This is a genomic window from Desulfonauticus autotrophicus, from assembly GCF_055381725.1.
Genome location: NZ_AP042395.1, coordinates 650,838 through 673,590, shown reverse-complemented (window position 1 = coordinate 673,590; position 22,753 = coordinate 650,838). Strand labels below are relative to the sequence as shown.

Here is a 22,753-nt window from a genome sequence, read left to right as displayed (position 1 = left end):
TACAAAAATCAAGCTTGCTAGAATAATCTTTTTGTCTTAGAAAGTCGAGAAAAATATAGGGTGGGGAAAAAGTGCTTACAGAAAAAAATATTAATATCAATATATCTTTGGATAAAGAAGAAGAAAATAAACTTAATGATTATCTAAATTTACTTGAATTTTGGAATAAAAAGATAAATCTGGTTGGATTTAAGAATGTAAAAGATATATATGACAATTTAATAGTCGATAGTTTTTATTTGTATGATTTTATTAAAGAAAAATTTAAAGAGAAAGATTTGATTTTTTTTGATTTAGGATCAGGAGCTGGTATCCCAGGAATACCTTTTAAAATCTTGTATAAAGAAGGAATATATTATTTAATTGAAATTAGAAAAAAAGAGTTGTTTTTTTAAAGAACTGTATACTAAAATTAAAATTAGAAAATACTTTTATTATTGATAGATATGCTCAAGAAGTTAATTCTTTATTGGGTAGAGCACATATAGTTATAGCCAGGGCCTTTAAACCCTATTTAGAAGTTTTAGCCCTGGCTAAAGACCTTCTTTTGCCTAAAGGAAAAGTTATAATTTTAGCCAATGAACAAACACCTAAAATAACGCCTTCTTCCTGGATCTTAAAAACGACTTATAAATACCAGGTAAAGAAAAAAAATCGTTACTTTTGGTTGTTTGAATTAAACATTTGACCTAAAGCAGAGTTTTTAAAAATTAATCTGGTAGCAACTTCATCTGCAACTTCTGCTAAGTCCATCAGTCTCTCTAAATAATCTAAAATTTCCATTCTTCTTTCTTCAGAGGAGTATTTGAAGTCTTCTTCTAATTGTCCAGATTTTAAGTAATTTTCTAAGTCAGTTAAAAACTTTTCATTTAGCATATTGGCCTCTAATCTAAATAAAATTGATTTTTGACCTTACAATTTTCATTGTTTCTTCAGCACTTTCTCTAGCCAATTTATTTCCTTTTTCTAAAATACTATCCACTAATTGGCTATCTTTATCTATGATTTTTCTTTTATCATGGATTGGTTCTAAAAATTTAATTAAATTATTTAACAATATTTTTTTACAATCTACACATCCCCATTTGGCTTGGGTACAATTGGTAATTATTTCTTCTTGCACTTCTGCAGGGGTCATTAATTTATGATAAGGGAAAAGATTGCATATATTTGGATTGCCTGGGTCATTTTTTCTTTTTCTATTGGTATCAGTTAGCATAGCTCTTATTTTCTTTTCAATAGACTTTATATCTTCATTTAAATAAATGGAATTACCATAGCTTTTACTCATTTTTCTACCATCTAATCCAGGCAGTCTGGCAGCTTCAGTAAGTTTGGCTTGAGGTTCAGGAAAGGTCTCACCGTATAAATAATTAAATCTGCGGGCTATTTCTCTGGTTAATTCCAGGTGAGGCAATTGGTCTTCTCCTACTGGCACTAATTGAGGTCTATATACAAGTATATCAGAAGCCATAAGTACCGGATAGCCCAGGAACCCATAGGTATTTAAATCTTTGGCAATAAGTTCTTGTTTAACCTCTTTGTAGGTGGGATTTCTTTCTAACCATCCCAGAGGGGTTAACATGGAAAGTAGAAGATGAAGCTCTGCATGTTGTTTTACCTGAGATTGTAAAAAAATGATGCATTTTTCAGGATTAAGCCCCACAGAAAACCAATCTTTTACCAATTCATAGATAAAATTACGAATTTTTTGAGGTTCACTGTACTCACTAGTTAAAGCATGCCAATCAGCTACAAAAAAATAACACTCATATTCTTCCTGGAAGTTTATCCAGTTTTTTAAAACTCCAAAATAGTGCCCCAAATGTAAAGGACCTGTAGGTCGCATGCCTGAAACTATTCTCTTTTTTCCATACTTTCTCCTTATCCTAAGATATAAAAGTAAATGAAGTTGAGAACAATATTTAAAAACTTATTAAATAGTCCAGTAAATAAGAATAAAATAAGAACAATAAAACCATATTTTTCCCAGGAAAGATAGGTGTAGGTCCATTTTTCTGGTAAAAAATAAGCCAGTATTTTGCTTCCATCTAGAGGTGGAATGGGGATAAGATTAAATACTCCTAAAATAATATTTACAATAACTCCTGCTGAAGAGATAAGATATAAAGGCTTGAAGAAATAAATGGTTAACCAACTATAAGGGTTGGGATTAAGCCAGGTAACTAACTTTAAAAGCAACCAAAAGCATATTGCTAAAATAAAATTAGCACCTGGACCAGCTATGGACACCAATAGGAGCCCCTTTTTTAGGTTTTTGAAATAAGCAGGGTTTATGGGAACAGGTTTGGCCCAACCTATTTTACGAGTAATTAAAAGCACCATAAGCCCCAGAGGATCTAGATGTTTTAAAGGATTTAAAGTTAACCGTCCTGCCTTTTTAGCAGTAGGATCTCCTAACAGATAGGCCACATAACCATGAGCTACTTCATGTAAAGTAATACCTAGTAAAAGAGGTAAGAGGAAAATGGATAGTTCTTGAATTATTTGACCAAAATGCATGGAGCTTTGGTTAGCAGCAAGTCCAAAAAGGCGCAAGCAATAAATTTATAACCGATCACAGGGAATAGATTCTAAGAGATTTTCTAGATAATCTGTAAGAGAGTTTTTTAGGTCTTTTAAATCAAAGTGTTTATTGCAGACACGGCAATAAAGGTTTACTTTTTGTCAGGAAGGTTTTAGCTTAAGAGTATGTTGACAATGTGGACAATTGGGTAATTTATTTTCATCTTTTCTCTTTAACATAAATGTAATTATCGCTTATTTTGAGGTGTTTGGCAAGAAAAATGAGTGGCAAAGACTATTTAGGAGAAGAACTCCTTTACAATCTCTTGAAAGAAAGTGCGGATAACTTTTTTGGCCGTAGAGTAAGGGTGGAAAAGGATATAGAATTCTTAAAAGAGAAGATAGAAGAATTAAAAAAAAGAAAAAATAGAATTGAAAATTTAAAAAAAATTTTGGCCTGGCTTTTAGTAACTCCTGACAATTGGAAAAAATTTTGGGAGTTATTAAAAGTAGATATTAGTTATCCAGAAAATTTAGATTTTAACAATTTTAATTCTTGTAAAATATCTATTTTCTTTTGGTGGAGATATAAAAATATTTTTTTAAGATATTATAATATTTTACACAAGGAAATAGAATATTATCTTTATGGAGAAGAAATATATGATTCTAAAAATAAGATGAAAAAAATAACTTTTAACTATAACTTGCTTTTTAAATTGATTGAGGAAATAAATAGAAAAATAAAAGATATAAACACCTTTTATACTCCAACTAAATTTTTACAATTTTCCAAAAAAATGACTATGAATGTAGATAATTCAGATATAACAGGTTCTATGTTTGTATATAATATAGATGATAATTTTAAAATCAAATCTTTAGAGCTGGAGAAAATGGGTATTCCTGCTTATCAGGAGATTCCCTTTGGTAAAAACACAGAAAAGAAGATTTCTAACTTTTTAAAAAAAATCTATAAAAGAAATAAAAAAGAAATAAAAAATAGACTTAAAAATATATGTTAAACTTAAATTCTATACCTAAATTACCTGGGGTATATATTTTTAAAGACAAAGATGATAATATTTTATATATTGGAAAGGCTAAAAACTTAAAAAAAAGAGTAAATTCTTATTTTCAAAATAATCTCAAGTCCATCAAAACTCTTAAATTGTCTTCTCAAATAGAAAATATAGAATATTTGGTTACCCATAGTGAAAAGGAAGCACTAATCCTTGAAGCAAACTTGATAAAAAAATATAAACCAAGATATAATATTTATTTTAGAGATGACAAGCAATATATTTATTTAATACTGAATAATAAAACTGAGTATCCATATTTAAAACTAACTAGAAAGAAAAATAATTTTAATGAGATATATGGTCCTTATACGTCAGCTAATCTTGCTAGAGATACGTTAAAAGTTATAAATAGATACTTTAAACTACGTAAGTGTGGTGGAAATTTAAAAAAAAAGAAAAGTCCTTGTTTACAATATCATATAAATAGATGTTTTGCTCCTTGTTTTTTTGAAATAAGCAAATCACTTTATTTATCTGAATTAAATAAGGTTAGATTGTTTTTAAAAGGCAAAAAAGAAGAACTTGTTAGTTGTTTAAAAAGTGAAATGTTTTCTTATTCTGAAAAATTAAATTTTGAAAAAGCTGCTGAGATAAGAGATAAATTGATTGCCATAGAAAAAACCTTAGAGCAACAATATGTAGAATTTAAAGAAGATAATTCTTTAGATGTTATAGATTTTTATATGGATGATTGGCTTATAAAAATGAGCGTTCTCTGCGTGCGTGAAGGAAAGGTTTTTGATAATTTTGTCTATTCTTTTGAAAATATCTACTTTGAAGACAAAGAAGATATTTTTCTCAAAATAATTATTCAATTTTACTTAACTAAAGATTATATTCCTGATAAGATAGTAACTTCCTTGAATATAAAAAACAATGATTTAAGTGCTTTTTTTCTGAATTTTTTAAAAAAAATATTATAATTGTTAATAACAGAAGAAAATATGCCAAACTTTTAGAGTTAGCCCGTTTAAATTTAATAAACAAAGAAAATAGTGATTCTGAAGATTTTATTTTTTTAAGAGACAACAATATTTATAGTATAGAAGTTCTGGATGTATCTCATTTTTATGGCCAAGATACTTTTTTGGGTTTAGTTCGTTTTGAAAAGGGAAGATTAGCTAAAGACAAGTATAGATTGTATAAATTTGAAAATTTAAATAATGATATTCTGGTATTTAAAGAATTTTTAAAAAGAAGAATAGGTAATAATGATTTACCTGATTTGTTTTTAATTGATGGTGGAAAAACACATTTAAAAAACTTTGTTCAAGAGCTAAAAAAATATGGCCTGCAAAATATAAAAGTGATAGCCATTGCCAAAGGGGATAAACGAAGTAAAAATTATCTTGAAGATAAAATATATTTTTCTTCTGCTAAAATGAAATTAGAGTTAGCTCCAGGAGATAAGTTTTCTTTATTTATTCAAAAGCTTAGGGATGAAGCTCATAGATTTGTTTTACAAGCTCAAAAAAGAGCTAGATCCAGGCGTTATACAAAAGACCTATTGTCAGAAATAAAAGGTATTGGCCCCAAGACAGCAAGACTTATCTGGCAAAAGTTTAATACCTTAGAGAGAATAAAAAAAGCTTCTGTAGAAGAATTAAGTCATATTGAAGGAATTGGTCTGAAAAAGGCCAGGATAATAAAAAAAGAATTGGAAAAATTATAACTACTAGCTACCAATAATTCTTAACAAAAAGACTAAAAACATGCCTAATCCTAAAGATACAATATAATTTACTCCCTTTTTAGCCAAAAAATAAGCTAAAATACATCCTAAAAGATAGGGAAGGTTAATGGTTGGATTATGGTTTTTAAAAGTTAATATTTCTTTTACAATTAGAGAGGAAAGTATCGAAGCTGGAATTAGTTTTAACCATTTTAAAAAATCTTGAGGTAAATTTATTTTGGAGAAAATAATTCCAGGAAGAGCCCTGGGAAGATAGGTTACTAAGCCCATAAAAATAATTGTGATTATTATTTGTTTTTCCATTTACTTATTCCTAGTCCAATTGTAGCTGCCAATATAGAAGATAAAATAACGCTTAAGTTATTCAAATTGATAAAGTTGAAGAATAGAGTAAACATACTGGAGATAAGCACCACCAGGATATGAATAGGCTTATTAATCTGCCAGGCAATAAGTACTGCAAACATACCAACTAGAGAAAAATCAAGACCGAATTTAGAAATATCTGTTATTAAATTGCCAAAAATTATTCCTAAAAATGTTCCGGTTATCCAGGATAAATGAGATATTATATTTATAAGTATTGATTTGTATATAGAATTGTTGTTTTTACTAAAATTAAGATAATGAAGAGAAAAGGTTTCATCTGTAAGTTCAAAAAAGAAAAGGGAAGAAGCTTTTTGGGCCATTTTTTCAAATATGGAGTTAAGGCCAAGGACATGAGAAGATGTCTTAAATTAACAATAAATGTAGTTATAATAATTACTAAGGGTGAAACTTTTTGAGCAAAAAGAGACACTGCAATAAGCTGAGCAGAACCTGCATAAACTATTATGGACATAAGCAAAGAGGCTAGGGGAGATAGACCTATTTTAATGGCCATAACTCCAAAGGTAAATCCTATCGTTATATAACCTAAGGCTATGGGAAGAGTTATTTTTAAAACCTGTAAAGTTTCTTGTTTCAAGTTGTCCATGCTCAATTTATAGCTTGTTTTTTGTATGGATAACAGATACAATTTTTCTTAAAAAAGGGCATAACAGATGGGCTTTAAATATACAGAAGTTGAATCAACCATTATTTCCTATCTGGAAAAGGGCTTACTTAAACCTGGAGATAGGCTTCCTTCCCTTAGAAAATTGAGTGTTACTCTGGGGGTTTCCTTAAGTACAGTTAATCAGGCCTATCTAAACTTGGAAAAACAAGGTTTAATTGAAGCCAGGCCCAGATCAGGTTACTATGTCCTTTCTTATCCTAATCATCAGTTAGATTATCCCAAGTCTCCCCAGACGGATTTTACCCCCAGAACTTTTAAAAGAAAGGACCTTATTTTAGAAGTTTTAAATGTGTTGGGTAATGAACAGCTTTTACCCCTGGGTATTATTGCTCCTCATCCTAGCTTGTTGCCATTAAAGGAATTAAACAGGGCTATGCGTTCTGTTTTGCAGGAAAATAGAGCAGAAATATTAAATTATGAAAAAGTAGAAGGCAATTTTTTGCTTAGAAAACAAATTTCTTTTGAATATCTGGATATTATTCCCAGTCTAAATCCAGAAGATATGCTAATTACCAATGGAGCTATGGAGGCTTTAAGTTTAGCTGTTAGAACCTTAACCAGACCTGGAGATAATGTTCTTATTCAATCTCCTACTTATTTTTGTTTCTTACAGTTTTTGGAAAATTATGGCCTGAGAGCCATTGAAATTCCTTCTAATCCTAAAAGGGGAATAAATCCCAAAGATGTAAGAGAAGCTTTAGATAGGTTTGAAGTCAAGGCCTGTATTTTTTCTGCTAACTTTAATAATCCTGATGGTAGTTTAACCACAGAAGAACAAAAAAAAGAAATAGTTGCTTTGCTTGCTCAAAAGGAAGTTCCTCTTATCGAAGATGATGTTTCTGGCGATATTTATTTTGGAGTTCATAGACCCAAAGCCTTTAAAACTTATGATCAAAAAGGTTTAGTTGTTTATTGTTCTTCTTTTCTAAAACCCTTTGTCCTGGATATAGAGTAGGGTGGATTCTTCCTGGACGCTTTTATAAAAAGGTATATGAATTAAAAGCAACAACCAGTGTATCCTCTACTACTCTTTGTCAATTAGCTTTAGCAGAATATTTTAAAAATAATTCCTATACAAAAAATTTAAAAAAATTAAATAAGCTAATAGAGTTACAAATGAAAAACATTCTAGTTGCCATAAACAAATATTTTCCTAAAGGTACTAAAGCAACTTCTCCTCAAGGTGGATCTGTCTTGTGGTTGGAATTACCTTTGCAAATAGATAGTATTTTATTTTTTCAAAAGGCCCTGGAATTAGGTATCAGTATAGTTCCTGGAAATATCTTTTCTACTCAAGATAGATTTAAAAATTTTATTCGCATAAGCTGTAATGGACTCTGGAATAAAGAAGTAGAGAATGGCATTGCCAGGTTAGGCCAGTTGGCCTATGAGTTAATTAACTAAATATTTTTAAACATTGTGATAAGGATGTCCATTTATAATAGTGAAAGCTCTATATATTTGTTCTAATAAGACCACCTGAGCCAACTCATGTGGTAGAGTCATCTTAGATAGGGAAAGAATTAAGTCGGCCTTTTCTTTTAAAAGAGGGCCATGTCCATAAGGCCCTCCAATGATAAAAACTGGATTTTTCTGCTGGTAAATAATGGTTTCTTCCAATTTTTTAGCCAGTTCTTTACTGGAGAATTGTTTACCTTGTTCATCCATTAAAAATAAATAGTCTCTATCTTCAACTTTTTTTATAATTTCTTCCCCTTCTTTTGTTTTTATTTTTTCTATATTTTTATCCTTTACATCTTTTATTTCTATTCTATTAAGATTAGCATATTTAGATATTATTTTGTTATAATAAAGAATAGCTTTTTGATTAAAGTCTTTTTTTACCTTTCCAACATATATTAACTTTATCCTGGAATTAAATTTCATTATATCATATATTGTTTCTTATCGTTTCACTAATGTTGTTCAAATCAGAGCAAAAAATAAATCCATTTTGTTTTAAAGTATTTATTTTATCTTCTAAGCTATTTTTGCCTTTTTCCAAAATAGCGCCTGCATGTCCCAAACGTTTACCTGGAGGGGCTGTTTGACCGGCAATAAAAGCAAAACAGGGTTTGGAAAAGTTCCTTTCTTTTAAATAATAGCTTAAATCTTCTTCTGCTGTGCCACCAATTTCTCCTAAGATAAGCAAGGCTTTGGTTTGAGGATCCTTTTCAATAAACTTGATTAGGTCTTTAAATTCGCTACCAATAAAAGGATCACCGCCAATACCCACACATAGAGATTGTCCCATACCAGATTTGCTTAATTGGTTGACACATTCATAAGTCAGAGTCCCAGAACGAGAAAAAATAGCCACTTGGCCAGGTCTAAAGATATCAGCAGGCATAATTCCTACTTTTAGTTTGCCCGGGACAATTAGCCCTGGCGTATTGGGACCAATAAGCACACTAGAAGAGGATTTTATTTTGGGTAAAATGCCAAGCATATCCTGCTGGGGAATGTTTTCAGTAATACAAATGATAAAGGGAATTTTTTCTTCTACTGCTTCTAAAATTGCATCTACTGCAAAAGCTGCTGGAACAAAAATAATACTGGCATCTATTTTAAAATTGGCACAAGCTCTTTTTACTGAGTTAAATACAGGTATTCCCTGGACAGTTTCTCCTTCTTTAAAAGGAGTTACACCTGCTACTATCTTGGTTCCATATTTCAACATTTGCTCTGTATGCAAAGAACCTTCTTTGCCAGTTATGCCTTGCACTAAAATTTGAGAGTTTTCATTTAAAGGAAAGGTTGTATCATTGTTTTGAGGGGTTAAAATAACATCTTCCTGATTAGTTGTTTTTTGATAGTTAAAATCTTTTTCTATTTTCAGACGATATTTTAAAAGCTTAATAGCTTCTTCCAGGTCATCTGCCAAAAATAACTGGGGATAATTTAAGTTTTTTATGATTTCTTTGGCTTCTTTATTTTTGAAACCAGAAAATCTAATGACGATTTCCTTGGGTGGAGGAGAGGTAAGTACTTTACTCAAGGCACTAGCAACTCTATCACAGGACAGAATGCCTCCAAAGATATTGATAAAGATAATTTGAACCTTGGGATCAGCAAACAAAATACTAAAGGCCTGTTTTATTCTTTCCGGGGTAGCGCCACCGCCTAAATCTAAAAAATTGGCAGGCTTTAACCCTGCAAAATTGAGCAAGTCCATGGTGGCCATGGCCAGACCTGCTCCATTAACTATCATACCCACAAAACCATCTAATTGATGAAAGCTAAGTCCATATTTTCTAGCCAAGTTTTCTAGTTCGCTTTTATGTTCAGGAGTATAGTATTCTTCCAAACTAGAGTTAATAGAAACAAAACTGTCATCCAGCTCTACCTTTCCATCTAAGGCTATAAATTCCTTATCCTTGGTTAGTACTAAAGGGTTTATCTCCAGTAAAAGAGCTTTATTATCTTTAAAGGCTAGAAAAATATTTTTTAGAAGTTGATAGTATTTTTTATATAAGGATTTATCCAGTTGAAGATGAAAAAAACTGTTTTTTATATGATAATCTTGTAATCCATAGTTGTCTAAATGTTGAATAAGCAAATTATCTTTTGAGGATTCTTCAATATTTATTCCACCTTCTCTCCCTGTACTAAATACTATGCTCTTGCTTTTTCTATGCACAGTAAAGGATAAATAAATTTCTCTCTGGATATTTACTCCTCTTTCTATTCTCAAAAAAGGTGGTTTTTCACTTTTTATTTCCAGATTTAAAATTCTTTTACTTTCTTGGATAAACTCGTCTCGACTGTTAACTACTTTAATTCCACCAGCCTTACCCCTTCCGCCAGTAAGCACCTGAGCTTTTATAACCCAGGGAAAGGCAAATTCTGGAGAAAAGTTTTCTACTTCAGCAGGTAAGACCAGATAGCCTTCTGGGACAGGAATGTTATATCTAGAGAAAAGGATTTTACTTTTATGTTCATTTAACTTCATACCAAGCTCCTTAAATTAAAGGCAATTGTCTTCCAGGGCAATTAAGTCTAAATATACTTCCCTTCTTCTAGCAACAGTTACTTTATCTCCATCAATTAGTAGTTCAGCTGCCCTTGGCCTGGAGTTGTATTGGGAAGACATGGTAAAACCATAAGCCCCTGCAGAAAAGACTGCCAAAAGATCATCTTTAGTAGGGGCTGGTATTTCTCTGTCTTGGGCTAAAAAATCTCCAGATTCACAAATAGGACCTACAATGTCTGCAGTTATTATTTCTCCCTTATTTTCCACCACAGGACTGATTTTATGATAAGAACCATAAAGAGAAGGTCGTATAAGGTCATTCATAGCTGCATCTACAATGATAAAATTTTTCTTTTTTGTTTTCTTGGTATACAAAACCCTGGTTACCAAGATTCCTGCATTGCCAGCTATAACTCTGCCAGGTTCCAAAATGAGAGTGAGGTCAAGTCCTTTTAATTTTTCTTTCAGGGCTTTTCCAAATTCTAAGGGGTGGGGTGGCTCTTCCTGGTTATAAGTTATTCCCAGGCCTCCACCCAGATCTAAGTACTGAATGTTTATATTCTGTTTTTCAATTCCTCATAGAAATCCAGGATTTTATCCAGAGCATCTAAAAAAGGAGAAATACTGGTCAATTGAGAACCAATATGACAGTCTATACCAATGGGTTCGATGTGAGAGAGTTCCTTAGCCAGTTTATAGCCCTGCAGGGCAAATTCTCTGGCTAGACCAAATTTATTTTTTTCCATGCCTGTGGAGATGTAAGGGTGGGTTTGGGGATCTACTTCTGGATTGATGCGCAAACTTATTCTAGCCTTTTTATTTAAGTCCTGAGCTACTTCGTTTATTTTTCTAATTCTTCCAGGGATTCCACATTAAACATTAAGATATCTGCTAGTAAAGCTTCTCTTATCTCGTGTTCTCTTTTCCCCACACCAGAGTAAACTATTTTTTGAGGGGAGATGCCTGCCTTTAAAGCTCTAAACAATTCTCCTCCAGACACAATATCCATACCAGCTCCAAGCTTACCTAGTAGTTTTAAGATACACAAGTTGGAATTGGCTTTTACAGAATAACAAGTAAGATGTTTTAAGTCTTCAAAAGCTGAATCAAAAGCTTCAAAATGCCTTTTAAAAGTCTTTGCAGAATAGATATAAAGAGGTGTGTCATATTCTTCTACCAATTTTCTTACAGGTATGTCTTCTGCAAATAATTCTCCATTTTTGTACTCAAAGTAGTGCATGTTAATTTTCCTCCATTTTATAAACATTGGAATAAAAATCATTTATAGCTTTATATACATTTTTTACCACCAACCTTATTCTAGAAAGAGACATATCTGGGCAATAGGTGACATGAAACTGTCCCTTTTCCTCTTCTAAAAATACAGATTGTTCTGTATTGGCTTCAAAAGGGCAGGTAGGACAAGATGTATCCTTATTTTCACCCTGGACCAGAATGGTTCTAATATTGTTTTTATCTCCTTTTATTTGGAGATATACTTTGTAACATTTATCTTTTTTTCTGCTTTTATTATGCTTACTTCCACTTTATCTTCCTGTTCTTGAGGGTTAGGCCAAACTTTTTTTCCACAAGCACTCAACAATAAACTAATAAAACAGAGCAATAATAAAATTTTAATTCTCATTTTTTCACCCATTTTTTTTGTAGTTTGTATAATATATTCATTGCTTCCAGAGGTGTTAAGCGATTTAAATCTATCTTTTCCAGCTCTTGGACAATAGGGTGGGGTTCTTTTGGAGTTGAAGGTAAGGAAGTTGCAAAGAGAGTTTTCTGGGTTACCCTTCTTTTTATTTCTTCTTCTTTTTTCTAAGTTATTCAAAATTTCCTTAGCCCTTTGCACTACATTTAAAGGAATGCCAGCTAATTTAGCTACTTCTATACCATAACTTTTATCTGCAGGTCCTGGCAGGAGTTTACGTAAGAAAATAATTTCTCCTTTCCATTCTTTTACAGCAATGTTGAAGTTTTTTAAATTGGCGTATTCCTTTTCCAACTTAGTTAGTTCGTGATAATGAGTAGCAAAAAGAGTTCTTATTCCCCCATATTTTTTACACAATTCTTCTGCTACAGCCCAGGCTAGAGCCAAACCATCAAAAGTACTTGTACCTCGCCCAATTTCATCTAAGATGATTAAACTTCTTTTAGTAGCTTGCCTTAAAATCCTTGCTGTTTCAGTCATTTCCACCATAAAGGTAGATTGGCCTTGAGCAAGATTATCAGAAGCTCCTACCCGGGAAAAAATTCTATCCACCAAGCCTATTTTGGCTTTTTTGGCCGGGACAAAAGAGCCAATCTGGGCTAAAATACAAATAAGAGCAGTTTTTCTTAACACCGTGGATTTCCCAGCCATGTTGGGACCAGTGATGATGAGAACCTGCGTAGACTTATCCAGATGAACGTCTGTAGGAATATAGTTGTTTTTACCTATAACCCCTTCAATGCTGGGATGTCTGCCTTGAATTATACTTAATTCCATATCTTCACTGATTTCAGGCTGAGTCCATTCCCACTTTCGAGCAGTCTCGGCCAGGCTTTGCCAATAATCCAACCAGGCTACATTTTTGGCAATTGTCTTAAAGCGCTCTTTTTCTAAACTAAGCTCTTCTCTTAAAGTCTGAAAAAGTTCATATTCTTTTAATTTTCTTTTTTCACTAGCATTTAAGATACTTATTTCTAATTCCTTTAATTCTGGAGTTATAAAACGCTCACTATTGACCAAAGTCTGTTTACGCTCAAAATGAGCAGGGATATCGCCTTTATAGGCCTTGCTTAGTTCAAAATAATACCCAAAAACCTTATTATATCCCAATTTTAACTTGGGTAGGTTATAATTAGTTTGCTCTTTCTCCAATAAATCTTTCAACTTTTGTTCTGCGTGTTCAGTAAGATCTATAAGTGAGTCCAGTTCCTGGTCATAACCTGTTTTAAAAATATTTCCCTCTGTAATTAGGGGAGAGGGGTTATCTAAAATTGCCTTTTCCAGTTTTTCCTGTACCTCTTTTAAATTATCCCAGGAAGTATAAATGTTTTCAAGTAATTTTGGTTTAGGATTGATTAAAGATAACTGGTCTTGTATATAAGGTAAAATTTTTAAACTTTCTCTTAAAGCTACCAGATCCTTTGGATTGGCTTTGCCTAAAAATATACGTACACTTAATCTTTCCAAATCATACACTTTAGCCAGTAGATTTCTTAAGTTTTGTCTTAACTCATCCTGATCAAAAAGAAACTTTACACTTTCTTGCTGTTTTAAAACAACTTGTTTATCTTTAAAAGGTTTACTTAAAATTTCTTTTAATAACCTTCCTCCCATGGAGGTTAAAGTATTATCTAAAACATAAATTAAAGTTCCAGGTCCTTTTTTCCCGTCCAGGAGTTTAAATAATTCTAAATTTTTTTCAGTTACTTCATCTAAAATAAGGTAATTATTACTACGAAATAGAGTAAAAGTATCTAGATGAAAAGTACTTTTTTTCTGAGTTTGTAAATAGTATTGTAAAATTGCTCCACAAGACCTAATTACACTATTTCTTCCTGATAAATCAATTAAGCTTAAATCTGGAATGTTTTGAGCTTTTAAAATAAGATTAATGGAATTTTGCAAAGAGAAAAAAGTAATGGAATTTACAACTCTAATTTTATCTGGAAAAGTATTTTTAATTTCCGTAGGGATGGTTAAAGTATCTGGAAAGAGTATTTCCTTGGGATCTATTTTAATTAACCATTGCCATAGCTCTTCTATTTTTTTTACTTCCAGACCTGTCCAAAAGCCTGTAGAAAAATCTGCCCAAACTAAAGAACCTTCTTTTTTGTTTTCATCCCAATAGATGGAAGCCAAAAAATTATTGTTTTTTGCTTCTAAATTAAGATCCTCTACAATTGTTCCAGGAGTAAGTACTCTGGTAACTTCTCTTCGTACAATCCCTTTTGCTTCTTTAGGATCTTCTATCTGGTCACAGATGGCAACTTTGTATCCCTTTTCCAGGAGTTGTTTTAAATATTCATTTACAGCATGATGGGGAACTCCACACATGGGAACTTTTAATTCTGCGTTAGGACTTCTGGAAGTTAAAGCAATTTGTAATTCTTTGGCAGCTATTTCAGCATCTTCAAAAAAAAGTTCATAAAAATCGCCCATGCGGAAAAATAAAAGACAGTCCTGGTAATTTTCTTTAATGCCCAGATATTGCTCCAGCATGGGCGTTAGTTTTATTTGAGAAGAAAGAGTTGTCTTAGTCATTTAATTGTTTGCGAAAGGCAATAGAATGCCAGGAAGAACAACGAGGACAAATAAAAAATATAACTTCTCTTTTTAATCCACACCGTCTACAATTAAATTTTTTTACAAAAGACGCCTTTTCAATAAAAAAATCTAAATGTAATCTGAAATTTTCTGGTAAACTCTGTTTGTCTTTATCCAGTTTTAAAAGCACTAAGCGTGCAGGCCAAAAATTTGTATTTAGTAAAAGAGTTTTTTCTAGCCATATTCTAGCTTTATCTTCTTCTCCAATTAATAATAAAAACAGAGCATTGTAATATGTTAAAAGTATATCTGGATTTATTGTAGAAATAACATTATGTATCTCCCAGATAAAAGCATTTAATTTAGAATCACTACTTTTTTTAAATTCTTGATAAATACCTTCAAGAATTGTAAAATTAATATCTTTTTCTATATTAGATAAAGCCTGTTCTAAATTATTCTTAAATTCTTTTATTTTATTGTCCTTCCAGTTGGTTAGTAAAAGCTCTAACCAGGCCTCAGGACTCCCAATATAAATATGAAGCGCTCTTTTTAAAAGGTGTAATTTTTCCTTATCCTGTTTTTGCTTGGACCACTTGGCCAGGTAATGAGCCTGAGCAATGGGATCTCCTAATTTTTCATAATATTCTACAGCTTGTTTAAAGTCATTACTCTGGGCATAAATAGTTGCTAACACTCTTAAGATATTGGGATCATTACCCAATATTTTTTTAGATTGTTTTAAAGCATAAATAGCTCTATCAATAAGACCAGCTCGTTTGTAATCTATGCCCAATTCATACCAGGCCCTGGCTTTAAATTTGGGATCTAAATTGGGGCGGGCAATAATGGTTTGTCTTAAATGAATGGCTCTTTCTAAATCACTTTGAGAACGAAAAAGATTACCCAGAGCTAGGTACAACTCTATGGAATCTGGATTATTTTTTACAACTTCACTTAACTGTTTAATAACCACCAGGGTATCTTTGGTAGTAGGTGGATACCCTTGATATTTATTGATATCTAGCTCTGGAAATCTCTTTTTTTTGTTAGAAAAAAAATTTAAAAAACTAATTTTAAATCTCCTTATAGGTTTTCAGAGCTTTGATAATCTGTTTCATCATTAAGAGGCATATTACGTAAGGAGGTTAATTCTTTTTCAAGCTCTGCAATTTTTTGTCTGTATTCTCTTATCTGCTTTCCAGCTTTTAGTTTGTCAATTATTAGATAAATTACAGATAAGAAGGAACCAACCACAAAGGCTATTAAGACCAATAAGTATATAGGTATGGGTTGAGATTCCATCACCTTGCCTAATAAATTCATTTTTAAGGATAGGGTGGTGTTAATTAAGTCTGGGTTTTGTATAAAGAATAACATAGAGAAAAAGAATAACAATACTATAAAAATTACTTTAAAATAGCGCATACTCATTCTCCTTTTGGTTTGTGTTTATCAAAAAATGGTTTTAATTTGTCATAAGTTATTTTTAAATGCTCTGGAATAACAGTTGTTTCATTTAAGACAGCCATAAAAGAGTGATCTCCTACCCAACGTGGAAGTAAATGAAAATGAAGATGCTCTTCTATCCCAGCTCCTGCTGCTTCACCTATATTAAGACCTATATTTATTCCCTCAGGCTTAAAAACTTCTTTTAAAATTTTGGTACTAATTTGAAGATAATTCATTATTTCTTCAAGTTCAAGAGAGTTTAACTGGGTAAGACAAGATACATGCCTGTAAGGAGTAACCATAATATGGCCACTCATATAGGGATATTTGTTCATTACCACAAAACAGTGTTTGGCTCTAAGTAAAATAAGCCTTTCTTCATCTTCATCCTGATGTTGGGGGAGACAGAATACGCAACTATCTGGTTTTGGTCCCAGGATATATTCAATTCTCCAGGGTGCCCACAGCGTCTTCATTTATCCTCCTTAGAGAATTTGGCTTAAGAACTTTTTGGTTCTGGGATGTTCTGGACTGGTAAAGAAATGCTCAGGCGTGCCTTGTTCTAAAATTTCTCCACCATCCATAAAAACTACCCGATCAGCCACTTCTCTGGCAAAGCCCATTTCATGGGTTACTACTACCATGGTCATACCTTCTCTGGCCAGGTTAATCATTACATCTAAAACTTCTCCAATCATTTCTGGATCTAAAGCTGAAGTAGGCTCGTCAAAAAGCATCACCTTGGGTTTCATGGCCAAAGCTCTGGCAATAGCTACTCTTTGCTGTTGTCCACCAGATAACTGCGCAGGGTAAACATTGGCCTTATCTTCAATTCCTACCTTTTTTAAAAGACTGTAAGCAATTTCCTCAGCTTCTTTAGGTGGAATTTTTTTCAGCTTGATAGGGGCCATGGTTATGTTTTGTAGTACTGTCTTGTGGGGAAATAGATTAAAATTTTGAAAAACCATCCCCACTTCCATTCTTATTTTATTGATGTCACATTTTTTGTCTGTAATATCCTGGCCATCTACAATAATCCTGCCTTTATCTATTTTTTCCAGTCTATTAATGGTTCGAAGTAAAGTGGACTTACCAGAACCACTAGGGCCAATAATAACTACTTTCTCTTGTGGCTTAATATTTAAAGAGACATTTTTTAAAGCAGTAATGTTGTGAAAAAACTTATAAATATTTTCTATCTGTATGATATAATTATTATTTTTCATAGGGCCTCATCTTTTCTTCTGATATGCTTACTATTTTAGAAAGTATTAAGGTTATTAACAGATAAATTAATGCTACCATAGTATAGGTTTCAAAATAAGCAAAAGTTTCAGTAGCAAACTCCCTTCCTCTTCTAAGCAAGTCTCCTACAGCCAAAATGGAGACCAGAGAAGTATCTTTTAATAAGGCAATAAATTCATTACCAACTGGTGGCAAAATAGTACGCATAGCTTGAGGAATAATTACATAAAACATGGTTTGCCTGCCATTAAAACCTAAAGATCTGGCAGCTTCTGTTTGACCATGATCAATGGATTCTATCCCAGCTCTAAAAACTTCTCCCATGTAAGCACCATAGCAAACAGTCATAGCTGTAATGGCTGCTACAAAAGGAGGAACTGTAAAAAAACTACCCAGGGCATAGTAAATATAAAACAATTGCACTAAAAGAGGAATACCTCTTATTACTTCTACATAAACAGAAGCAATAAGATTTATTACTCTATTTTTGGAAATTCTACCTAGTCCGGTAATCAATCCTACAATTAAAGAAAAGAAAATGGAAGCAAAAGTAACCTGAAAGGTTACTACTATTCCATCACTTACAAATTTTAACACTCTTAAGTAAGGATCAGGATAAAATGTAATAAGATAAAAAAGTAAAACAAGAGCGCCTATTAGCGTACACCACCAGGCAGTAAAAAGTCCTTTATCCTTTTTAGTGGGTATAGCAGCTCCATCAGTTACATCTATTTTAAGCTCTTTTTCTTTGTCCATGTTGTTATGTCCTTAAGAAAAATTTACCAGGGGTAGCGATCGCTACCCCTGGTATTATTGTCTTATTTACCAAACCATTTTTTCTTTAACTGTTCTTCAATACCTTTTTCCTTCACTGCTTTTATACCTTTGTTAATTAAATCTAATACTTCTTTATTTCCTTTCTTTATAGCTATACCATAATACTCATCTCCGGCTTCGATAATAGTAGCTATTTTCAACTTAGAAGCAAAATCTTTTTCTCTGGTAGCATAGTTAGCTGCAACAGGGTCGTCACATACCACGCCATCAATACGTCCATTTACCAAATCTTGCATAGCAAGACCTATTTCATCATAAGATTTTGGAATTACTCCTTCTACTTTTTTAATAGAAAAATAACCAGTAGTTCCAATTTGAGCCCCAACCTTCTTACCTTTTAAATCTTCTAAAGATTTAGCAGTACTATCAATAGGAACCACCAGGGCCTGATTAACTTTGAAATAAGGAATACTAAAATCCATTGCCTTTTTTCTTTCTTCAGTAATACTTACAGAAGAGCAGATAGCATCATAGCTACCACCAGCAAGACCAGCAAAGATACCATCCCAGGCTGTATTTTTAAATACAGGGGTAAAACCTGCTTCTTTGGCAGCAGCCTTCATATAGTCAATAGAATAACCAACAATTTCCTTATTTTCATCCACAAACTCCATGGGGGGCCAGGTGGCATCTACAGCAAAGGTTATGGTCCTGGCAAAGACACTTTGACTGACAAAAATCAGACCAATTAAAAATAATAAACCCTTTTTCCACATACTCCCTTCCTCCTTAAAATTTTATTGGAATAACCAAGAATAAACTTTTTAGTTAATTGTTTGTCTTTGGTCAAGAAAGGATAGCTTCCATTCTGGGTTAAAAGAAAAAATTATTTCCCTAAAATTCCTTTAGGGCGAATTAAAAGTATAAGAATAAGGATAGTAAAGGCAAAACCATCTTTAAAGCCCGAAGAAATATAAGCTGCCCCCAAGTTTTCAGCTATTCCTAAAACCAAGCCACCAACCACGGCTCCAAACACCGAGCCAGTACCTCCTAAAACAGCAGCGCAAAAACCTTTAAGACCAGGCAATATCCCCATATAAGGATAGGTAGCATTATAATAAGCAGCCATTAAGATACCTCCCAGGCCACTTAACAATCCACTTAAAAGAAAGGCTTGAGAAACACAAAAATTAGGTGTTATGCCAATAATAAGAGCAGCTTCTTTGTCCATGGATACAGCCTGTAATCCTTTTCCCCATTTGGAAAAGTTGAGATACCACCATAAAAAAAAGACCATTAGTAAAGCAGAACAGATAACTATGCCCTGCAGGGCAGAAAGTTTTATAAACCCCAATTGAAAAATTTTTTGAGGTAGTGAAAAGGGAAAAGGTTTAGTTTCTGGTCCAAAAAAAAGTAGGGCCGAGGTTTGTAAAAATATGGATAAACCAATAGCTGCAAGCATGGGAATAAGAGGATTTTTTTCAGATAGGGGCCTGAAAACAAACTTTTCCATAGATAAAGAAATTAATCCAGCCAGGAGCATTCCCAGTAGGACTGCTCCTGGCCAGGATAAATGCAATAAAGTAGCGCCAATCCATAACCCAAAAGCTCCGGCCATGAAAAGTTCACCTTGAGCTAAATTGATTAAGCCCAGGACTCCATAAATCAGAGCATAACCCAGAGCTACTAGAGCATAGGCTGAGCCACTAACCAAACCATTAACTACCTGTTGCCAAAACATGGTGTTAATTAATTTTTACGTATTTACCGTTTTTGACCTGAAAAAGATATATTCCACCTTTTTGTACGTCTCCGTTGGTATCAAAACTTAAATTTCCTGTAACTCCAGGAAAGTTTTTCAAATTAGTCAGAAAATTTTTTATTTGAGTACCTGTTGTAGCTCCTTGCTTAAAAGCTTCTAAAAGCATATTAGTGGCATCATAGGTTAGAGCTGCAAACATGATATTATTGGGGGCATCTGGATTGTTTTTAAGCATTTGAGTATAGACCTGCACAAACTTTTTATTATCTTCAGTAGAGTAGTCTTGATTATATTCTCCTGCTACCAAATGTCCTTCAGCAGCATCCTTAGCCAGTTCTATATACTGAGGCGCTATATCTCCAAAGCCACCTACGCTAAGACCAGTAAGTCCCATTTGTCTGGCTTGAGCAATAAGAGGTGCTGTTTCTTGAAGGTATCCAGGAATGAATAAAATATCGGGATTTAAAGGTACTAACTTGGTAAGTTGAGCCTGAAAATCCTTATCTCCTCTTTGAAAAGCTTCTATGGCTACAGGTTTAATCCCTTTTTCTTCTAAATATTTGAGAAAAAGATTCTTAGAACCTTTACCATAAGGTTCATTGCTGTAAATGATAGCTATACTTGGGTTGGGCTTGTTTACCAATTCCAAAGCCTTATTTACCAGGGCCTTGGCTTGTAAATCTATTCTACTACAAACCCTAAAAACATACTCTCCAGCAGAGCTTATTTTAGGAGAAGTTCCTGTAGGAGTTAAAAGTACTACTTTATTCCTTTCACAAATAGGTGCTACTGCCAGTACATTACCACTCATCATAGGTCCAATTATAGCCTGGACTTTGTCTACAGAGATTAGTTTCTGGGCTGCATTTACTGCAGTGGTAGAATCATCTTTACTGTCATAGTAAATAACTTCTAATTTTTTACCATTTATTCCACCATTTTCATTTATCTTTTTTACAGCTATTTCTATACCATACTTGGCAGGTATACCATCAGAAGCACCTTTAGATAGCCTTAAAATAGCTCCTATTTTATAATTGTTATTTTCTTGCTTTGATTTTTCTGAACAGGAAATCACAAAAAAAGATAACATTAAAATAAAAATAAGATATTTTCTCATTGTAAACACCTCCCCTCTTAAAAAAATTATAATTTATACAACTCTTCTCCACTTAAAATCTTGATATTATTTTTCTGTAAAATCTCTATGGCTTCATCTGTTCTATCAAATCTAAAAATAAGCACTGCATTTTTACCACTTTGCTGTACAAAAGCATACATATATTCTACATTCACCCCTGCATCTCCCAAAATAGTTAAAATGCGATTTAAACCTCCTGGCTTATCATCTACTTCTACTGCTACTACATTGGTTTTCCCTACAGTAAACCCATTTTCCTTTAGAGCTTTTTTGGCTTTATCCTGGTCGGTAACAATAAGCCTTAAAATTCCAAAGTCAGAAGTATCAGCTAAAGATAGAGCTCTAATATTGATATTTGCCTCAGCCAAAATTCTGGTAACTTCTTTTAAGCGTCCAGCTCTATTTTCTAAAAATACAGAAATTTGTTCCACTTTCATAATTCTCCTCCTAGTTTTGTTTGCGTAGGTCAATAACCCTTTTGGCCTTACCTTCAGACCTGGCTATACTTCTGGGTTCTACCAGTTTTACTTTGGCACTTACTCCTAAAAATTCTTTAATGTTTCGCATTAATTTATTTTCCAGTCTTTGCAAGTGTTTAATTTCATCAGAAAAGAGCTTCTCATCTATTTCCACCTGAACTTCTAAGATATCCAGGGCGTTTTCTCGCTTAACTATAATTTGATAGTGAGGAGCAAGACCTTCTGTTTCCAATAAAATTGCTTCAATTTGAGAGGGGAACACATTTACTCCACGGATAATGAGCATATCATCACTTCTACCTTTTAGCCTTTCGATACGGTAATGGGTTCGCCCACACTTACAAGGAATGGGAATGATAGAGGTGATGTCCCTAGTCCTATAGCGAATCAAAGGTTGGGCGTCTTTGGTCAAAGTGGTTATGACCAATTCTCCTGTTTCTCCTAAAGGCAGTTGCTCTCCAGTACTGGGGTCAATAATTTCTACCAAAAAGTGGTCTTCCCAGATATGAAGCCCCTGTTGAGCAGTTTCACACTCTATGGCCACTCCTGGACCTAAAATTTCAGATAAGCCGTAGATATCCAGGGCTTTGATATTGAATTTTTTCTGGATGTCTAAACGCATTTCTTCTGTCCAGGGCTCTGCTCCAAAAATCCCCAACCGTAATTTTAATTCTTTTACCTCAATACCCTGGGCAATGGCGGTTTCATAAAGATAAAGGCTATAAGATGGAGTACAACAAAGAACAGTGGAGCCAAAGTCTTTCATGAGCATAACCTGTCTTTTAGTTGCTCCACCAGATACAGGAACAATGGTTGCTCCCAACATTTCCGCTCCATAATGAACTCCCAAGCCACCAGTAAAAAGACCATAACCATAGGCATTATGGACTACATCTCTTCTGGTAACTCCTGCAGCTACAAAGGATCTGGCCATAAGTTCAGACCAGATCTGAATATCTCTTTTAGTGTAACCCACCACAGTAGCCTTACCTGTAGTCCCGGAAGAAGCGTGAACTCTAACCACATTTTCTTTAGGTACAGCAAAAAGTCCAAAAGGATAGTTATTGCGCAGGTCCTGTTTTTCAGTGAAAGGTAAGTACTTGAGGTCTTTTAAGGATTTTATGTGTTCAGGCTTTACTCCCAGTTCTTTAAACTTCTGGGAATAAAAGGGGACATTATAATATACTTTTTCTACCAGATATTTAAGTTTTCTAAGCTGGAGTTCCTCCAGCTCATCCCTGGGCATGGTTTCCCTTTCCACATCATACAACATTTTAGCCTCCCTCTTTTTAAAATTTA

22 protein-coding genes and 4 pseudogenes are annotated in these 22,753 nt (G+C 33.1%); 5 read left to right on the top strand and 21 right to left on the bottom strand.

Annotation, left to right across the window (positions count from 1 at the left end; genetic code table 11):
- The first annotated feature begins 71 nt into the window (after positions 1–71).
- Positions 72–688 (top strand): annotated as a pseudogene (locus ACZ42F_RS03945) (16S rRNA (guanine(527)-N(7))-methyltransferase RsmG).
- Here ACZ42F_RS03945 and ACZ42F_RS03940 read toward each other — a convergent pair.
- From ACZ42F_RS03940 to ACZ42F_RS03925, 4 genes and pseudogenes are all read right to left on the bottom strand, one after another.
- Positions 658–876 carry a hypothetical protein gene (locus tag ACZ42F_RS03940; protein WP_029966630.1) on the bottom strand — a complete coding sequence of 73 codons (219 nt, stop codon included), beginning with the start codon at positions 874–876 and terminating at the stop codon, positions 658–660. The pseudogene ACZ42F_RS03945 and the gene ACZ42F_RS03940 sit on opposite strands and share 31 nt — an antisense overlap.
- Before the next feature lie 13 nt (positions 877–889).
- On the bottom strand, positions 890–1,888 hold the full coding sequence (gene trpS, locus ACZ42F_RS03935) for a tryptophan--tRNA ligase (protein ID WP_464280190.1): 999 nt from the start codon (positions 1,886–1,888) through the stop codon (positions 890–892).
- Entirely contained in the window at positions 1,885–2,523 is a 639-nt protein-coding gene (locus ACZ42F_RS03930; RefSeq protein ID WP_464279825.1) for a site-2 protease family protein, read from the bottom strand. The genes trpS and ACZ42F_RS03930 overlap by 4 nt, the downstream gene beginning before the upstream one ends.
- Positions 2,524–2,568: 45 nt before the next feature.
- Positions 2,569–2,673: pseudogene (locus tag ACZ42F_RS03925) on the bottom strand (dual CXXC motif small (seleno)protein); the annotation flags it as partial.
- A 134-nt stretch (positions 2,674–2,807) separates the two neighbouring features.
- Between ACZ42F_RS03925 and ACZ42F_RS03920 the strand changes: the two are divergent.
- The 3 genes from ACZ42F_RS03920 to ACZ42F_RS03910 are packed head-to-tail and all read left to right on the top strand — an operon-like array spanning position 2,808 to position 5,283.
- Positions 2,808–3,551 (top strand): hypothetical protein, encoded by a 744-nt coding sequence (locus ACZ42F_RS03920; RefSeq protein ID WP_464279824.1) that lies wholly within the window; start codon positions 2,808–2,810, stop codon positions 3,549–3,551.
- Positions 3,545–4,534, top strand: coding sequence for an excinuclease ABC subunit UvrC (gene uvrC, locus ACZ42F_RS03915; RefSeq protein ID WP_464279823.1), 990 nt, complete (start codon positions 3,545–3,547; stop codon positions 4,532–4,534). Before ACZ42F_RS03920 ends, uvrC begins: the two co-directional genes overlap by 7 nt.
- Positions 4,528–5,283 carry a helix-hairpin-helix domain-containing protein gene (locus ACZ42F_RS03910; RefSeq protein ID WP_464280189.1) on the top strand — a complete coding sequence of 252 codons (756 nt, stop codon included), beginning with the start codon at positions 4,528–4,530 and terminating at the stop codon, positions 5,281–5,283. Before uvrC ends, ACZ42F_RS03910 begins: the two co-directional genes overlap by 7 nt.
- 3 nt (positions 5,284–5,286) lie before the next feature.
- Here ACZ42F_RS03910 and ACZ42F_RS03905 read toward each other — a convergent pair whose 3' ends face one another.
- The 3 genes from ACZ42F_RS03905 to ACZ42F_RS03895 are packed head-to-tail and all read right to left on the bottom strand — an operon-like array spanning position 5,287 to position 6,280.
- Positions 5,287–5,574, bottom strand: a complete 288-nt coding sequence (locus ACZ42F_RS03905; RefSeq protein WP_464279822.1) for an AzlD domain-containing protein — start codon at positions 5,572–5,574, stop codon at positions 5,287–5,289.
- A gap of 17 nt (positions 5,575–5,591) precedes the next feature.
- Positions 5,592–5,993 carry an AzlC family ABC transporter permease gene (locus ACZ42F_RS03900; RefSeq protein WP_464279821.1) on the bottom strand — a complete coding sequence of 134 codons (402 nt, stop codon included), beginning with the start codon at positions 5,991–5,993 and terminating at the stop codon, positions 5,592–5,594.
- Complete coding sequence (locus tag ACZ42F_RS03895) at positions 5,879–6,280, bottom strand: AzlC family ABC transporter permease (RefSeq protein ID WP_464279820.1); 402 nt, start codon at positions 6,278–6,280, stop codon at positions 5,879–5,881. Before ACZ42F_RS03895 ends, ACZ42F_RS03900 begins: the two co-directional genes overlap by 115 nt.
- A 67-nt stretch (positions 6,281–6,347) precedes the next feature.
- Between ACZ42F_RS03895 and ACZ42F_RS03890 the strand changes: the two are divergent.
- Positions 6,348–7,765: pseudogene (locus ACZ42F_RS03890) on the top strand (aminotransferase-like domain-containing protein).
- 6 nt (positions 7,766–7,771) lie between these two features.
- On the opposite strand, the gene ACZ42F_RS03885 reads toward ACZ42F_RS03890, so the two are convergent.
- From ACZ42F_RS03885 to ACZ42F_RS03820, 14 genes and pseudogenes are all read right to left on the bottom strand, one after another.
- Positions 7,772–8,248, bottom strand: coding sequence for a 23S rRNA (pseudouridine(1915)-N(3))-methyltransferase RlmH (locus tag ACZ42F_RS03885; protein WP_464279819.1), 477 nt, complete (start codon positions 8,246–8,248; stop codon positions 7,772–7,774).
- Positions 8,249–8,252: 4 nt separating this feature from the next.
- Positions 8,253–10,313: a succinate--CoA ligase subunit alpha gene (gene sucD, locus ACZ42F_RS03880; protein WP_029969726.1), complete on the bottom strand. Its 2,061-nt coding sequence runs from the start codon at positions 10,311–10,313 to the stop codon at positions 8,253–8,255.
- A 15-nt stretch (positions 10,314–10,328) separates the two neighbouring features.
- Positions 10,329–11,574 (bottom strand): annotated as a pseudogene (gene lysA / locus ACZ42F_RS03875) (diaminopimelate decarboxylase).
- Between the two features lie 243 nt (positions 11,575–11,817).
- A complete protein-coding gene (gene mutS / locus ACZ42F_RS03870) occupies positions 11,818–14,595 on the bottom strand; it encodes a DNA mismatch repair protein MutS (RefSeq protein WP_464279818.1) in 2,778 nt (925 codons plus the stop codon).
- On the bottom strand, positions 14,588–15,574 hold the full coding sequence (locus ACZ42F_RS03865; protein WP_464279817.1) for a tetratricopeptide repeat protein: 987 nt from the start codon (positions 15,572–15,574) through the stop codon (positions 14,588–14,590). The genes mutS and ACZ42F_RS03865 overlap by 8 nt, the downstream gene beginning before the upstream one ends.
- Positions 15,575–15,684: 110 nt before the next feature.
- Complete coding sequence (locus ACZ42F_RS03860) at positions 15,685–16,026, bottom strand: lipopolysaccharide assembly protein LapA domain-containing protein (protein ID WP_029969716.1); 342 nt, start codon at positions 16,024–16,026, stop codon at positions 15,685–15,687.
- A gap of 2 nt (positions 16,027–16,028) precedes the next feature.
- The gene (locus ACZ42F_RS03855) at positions 16,029–16,526 is read right to left on the bottom strand and encodes an HIT family protein (RefSeq protein WP_464279816.1); all 498 of its coding nucleotides are present in this window, start codon (positions 16,524–16,526) and stop codon (positions 16,029–16,031) included.
- A 9-nt stretch (positions 16,527–16,535) separates the two neighbouring features.
- Positions 16,536–17,276, bottom strand: coding sequence for an amino acid ABC transporter ATP-binding protein (locus tag ACZ42F_RS03850; protein ID WP_464279815.1), 741 nt, complete (start codon positions 17,274–17,276; stop codon positions 16,536–16,538).
- A complete protein-coding gene (locus ACZ42F_RS03845) occupies positions 17,266–18,051 on the bottom strand; it encodes an amino acid ABC transporter permease (protein WP_464279814.1) in 786 nt (261 codons plus the stop codon). Before ACZ42F_RS03845 ends, ACZ42F_RS03850 begins: the two co-directional genes overlap by 11 nt.
- A 62-nt stretch (positions 18,052–18,113) precedes the next feature.
- Positions 18,114–18,848, bottom strand: a complete 735-nt coding sequence (locus ACZ42F_RS03840; RefSeq protein ID WP_464279813.1) for a basic amino acid ABC transporter substrate-binding protein — start codon at positions 18,846–18,848, stop codon at positions 18,114–18,116.
- Between the two features lie 110 nt (positions 18,849–18,958).
- Entirely contained in the window at positions 18,959–19,813 is an 855-nt protein-coding gene (locus ACZ42F_RS03835; protein ID WP_464279812.1) for a branched-chain amino acid ABC transporter permease, read from the bottom strand.
- A 4-nt stretch (positions 19,814–19,817) separates the two neighbouring features.
- Positions 19,818–20,954: an ABC transporter substrate-binding protein gene (locus ACZ42F_RS03830; RefSeq protein WP_464279811.1), complete on the bottom strand. Its 1,137-nt coding sequence runs from the start codon at positions 20,952–20,954 to the stop codon at positions 19,818–19,820.
- Between the two features lie 26 nt (positions 20,955–20,980).
- Positions 20,981–21,412 carry an ACT domain-containing protein gene (locus tag ACZ42F_RS03825; protein ID WP_029969701.1) on the bottom strand — a complete coding sequence of 144 codons (432 nt, stop codon included), beginning with the start codon at positions 21,410–21,412 and terminating at the stop codon, positions 20,981–20,983.
- A gap of 10 nt (positions 21,413–21,422) precedes the next feature.
- Entirely contained in the window at positions 21,423–22,727 is a 1,305-nt protein-coding gene (locus ACZ42F_RS03820) for a phenylacetate--CoA ligase family protein (protein WP_029969700.1), read from the bottom strand.
- Between the last annotated feature and the right edge of the window lie 26 nt (positions 22,728–22,753).

What these genes read in the sequence shown, in the direction of transcription:
- ACZ42F_RS03855 (WP_464279816.1), bottom strand. Translation starts at nt 16,526, where the DNA reads ATGAAGACGCTGTGGGCACCCTGGAGAATTGAATATATCCTGGGACCA.
- ACZ42F_RS03845 (WP_464279814.1), bottom strand. Translation starts at nt 18,051, where the DNA reads ATGGACAAAGAAAAAGAGCTTAAAATAGATGTAACTGATGGAGCTGCT.
- uvrC (WP_464279823.1), top strand. Translation starts at nt 3,545, where the DNA reads ATGTTAAACTTAAATTCTATACCTAAATTACCTGGGGTATATATTTTT.
- ACZ42F_RS03905 (WP_464279822.1), bottom strand. Translation starts at nt 5,574, where the DNA reads ATGGGCTTAGTAACCTATCTTCCCAGGGCTCTTCCTGGAATTATTTTC.
- ACZ42F_RS03850 (WP_464279815.1), bottom strand. Translation starts at nt 17,276, where the DNA reads ATGAAAAATAATAATTATATCATACAGATAGAAAATATTTATAAGTTT.
- mutS (WP_464279818.1), bottom strand. Translation starts at nt 14,595, where the DNA reads ATGACTAAGACAACTCTTTCTTCTCAAATAAAACTAACGCCCATGCTG.
- ACZ42F_RS03860 (WP_029969716.1), bottom strand. Translation starts at nt 16,026, where the DNA reads ATGCGCTATTTTAAAGTAATTTTTATAGTATTGTTATTCTTTTTCTCT.
- ACZ42F_RS03920 (WP_464279824.1), top strand. Translation starts at nt 2,808, where the DNA reads ATGAGTGGCAAAGACTATTTAGGAGAAGAACTCCTTTACAATCTCTTG.
- ACZ42F_RS03830 (WP_464279811.1), bottom strand. Translation starts at nt 20,954, where the DNA reads ATGAGAAAATATCTTATTTTTATTTTAATGTTATCTTTTTTTGTGATT.
- ACZ42F_RS03900 (WP_464279821.1), bottom strand. Translation starts at nt 5,993, where the DNA reads ATGGCCCAAAAAGCTTCTTCCCTTTTCTTTTTTGAACTTACAGATGAA.
- ACZ42F_RS03930 (WP_464279825.1), bottom strand. Translation starts at nt 2,523, where the DNA reads ATGCATTTTGGTCAAATAATTCAAGAACTATCCATTTTCCTCTTACCT.
- ACZ42F_RS03835 (WP_464279812.1), bottom strand. Translation starts at nt 19,813, where the DNA reads ATGTTTTGGCAACAGGTAGTTAATGGTTTGGTTAGTGGCTCAGCCTAT.
- ACZ42F_RS03840 (WP_464279813.1), bottom strand. Translation starts at nt 18,848, where the DNA reads ATGTGGAAAAAGGGTTTATTATTTTTAATTGGTCTGATTTTTGTCAGT.
- ACZ42F_RS03820 (WP_029969700.1), bottom strand. Translation starts at nt 22,727, where the DNA reads ATGTTGTATGATGTGGAAAGGGAAACCATGCCCAGGGATGAGCTGGAG.
- sucD (WP_029969726.1), bottom strand. Translation starts at nt 10,313, where the DNA reads ATGAAGTTAAATGAACATAAAAGTAAAATCCTTTTCTCTAGATATAAC.
- ACZ42F_RS03885 (WP_464279819.1), bottom strand. Translation starts at nt 8,248, where the DNA reads ATGAAATTTAATTCCAGGATAAAGTTAATATATGTTGGAAAGGTAAAA.
- ACZ42F_RS03895 (WP_464279820.1), bottom strand. Translation starts at nt 6,280, where the DNA reads ATGGACAACTTGAAACAAGAAACTTTACAGGTTTTAAAAATAACTCTT.
- ACZ42F_RS03940 (WP_029966630.1), bottom strand. Translation starts at nt 876, where the DNA reads ATGCTAAATGAAAAGTTTTTAACTGACTTAGAAAATTACTTAAAATCT.
- ACZ42F_RS03825 (WP_029969701.1), bottom strand. Translation starts at nt 21,412, where the DNA reads ATGAAAGTGGAACAAATTTCTGTATTTTTAGAAAATAGAGCTGGACGC.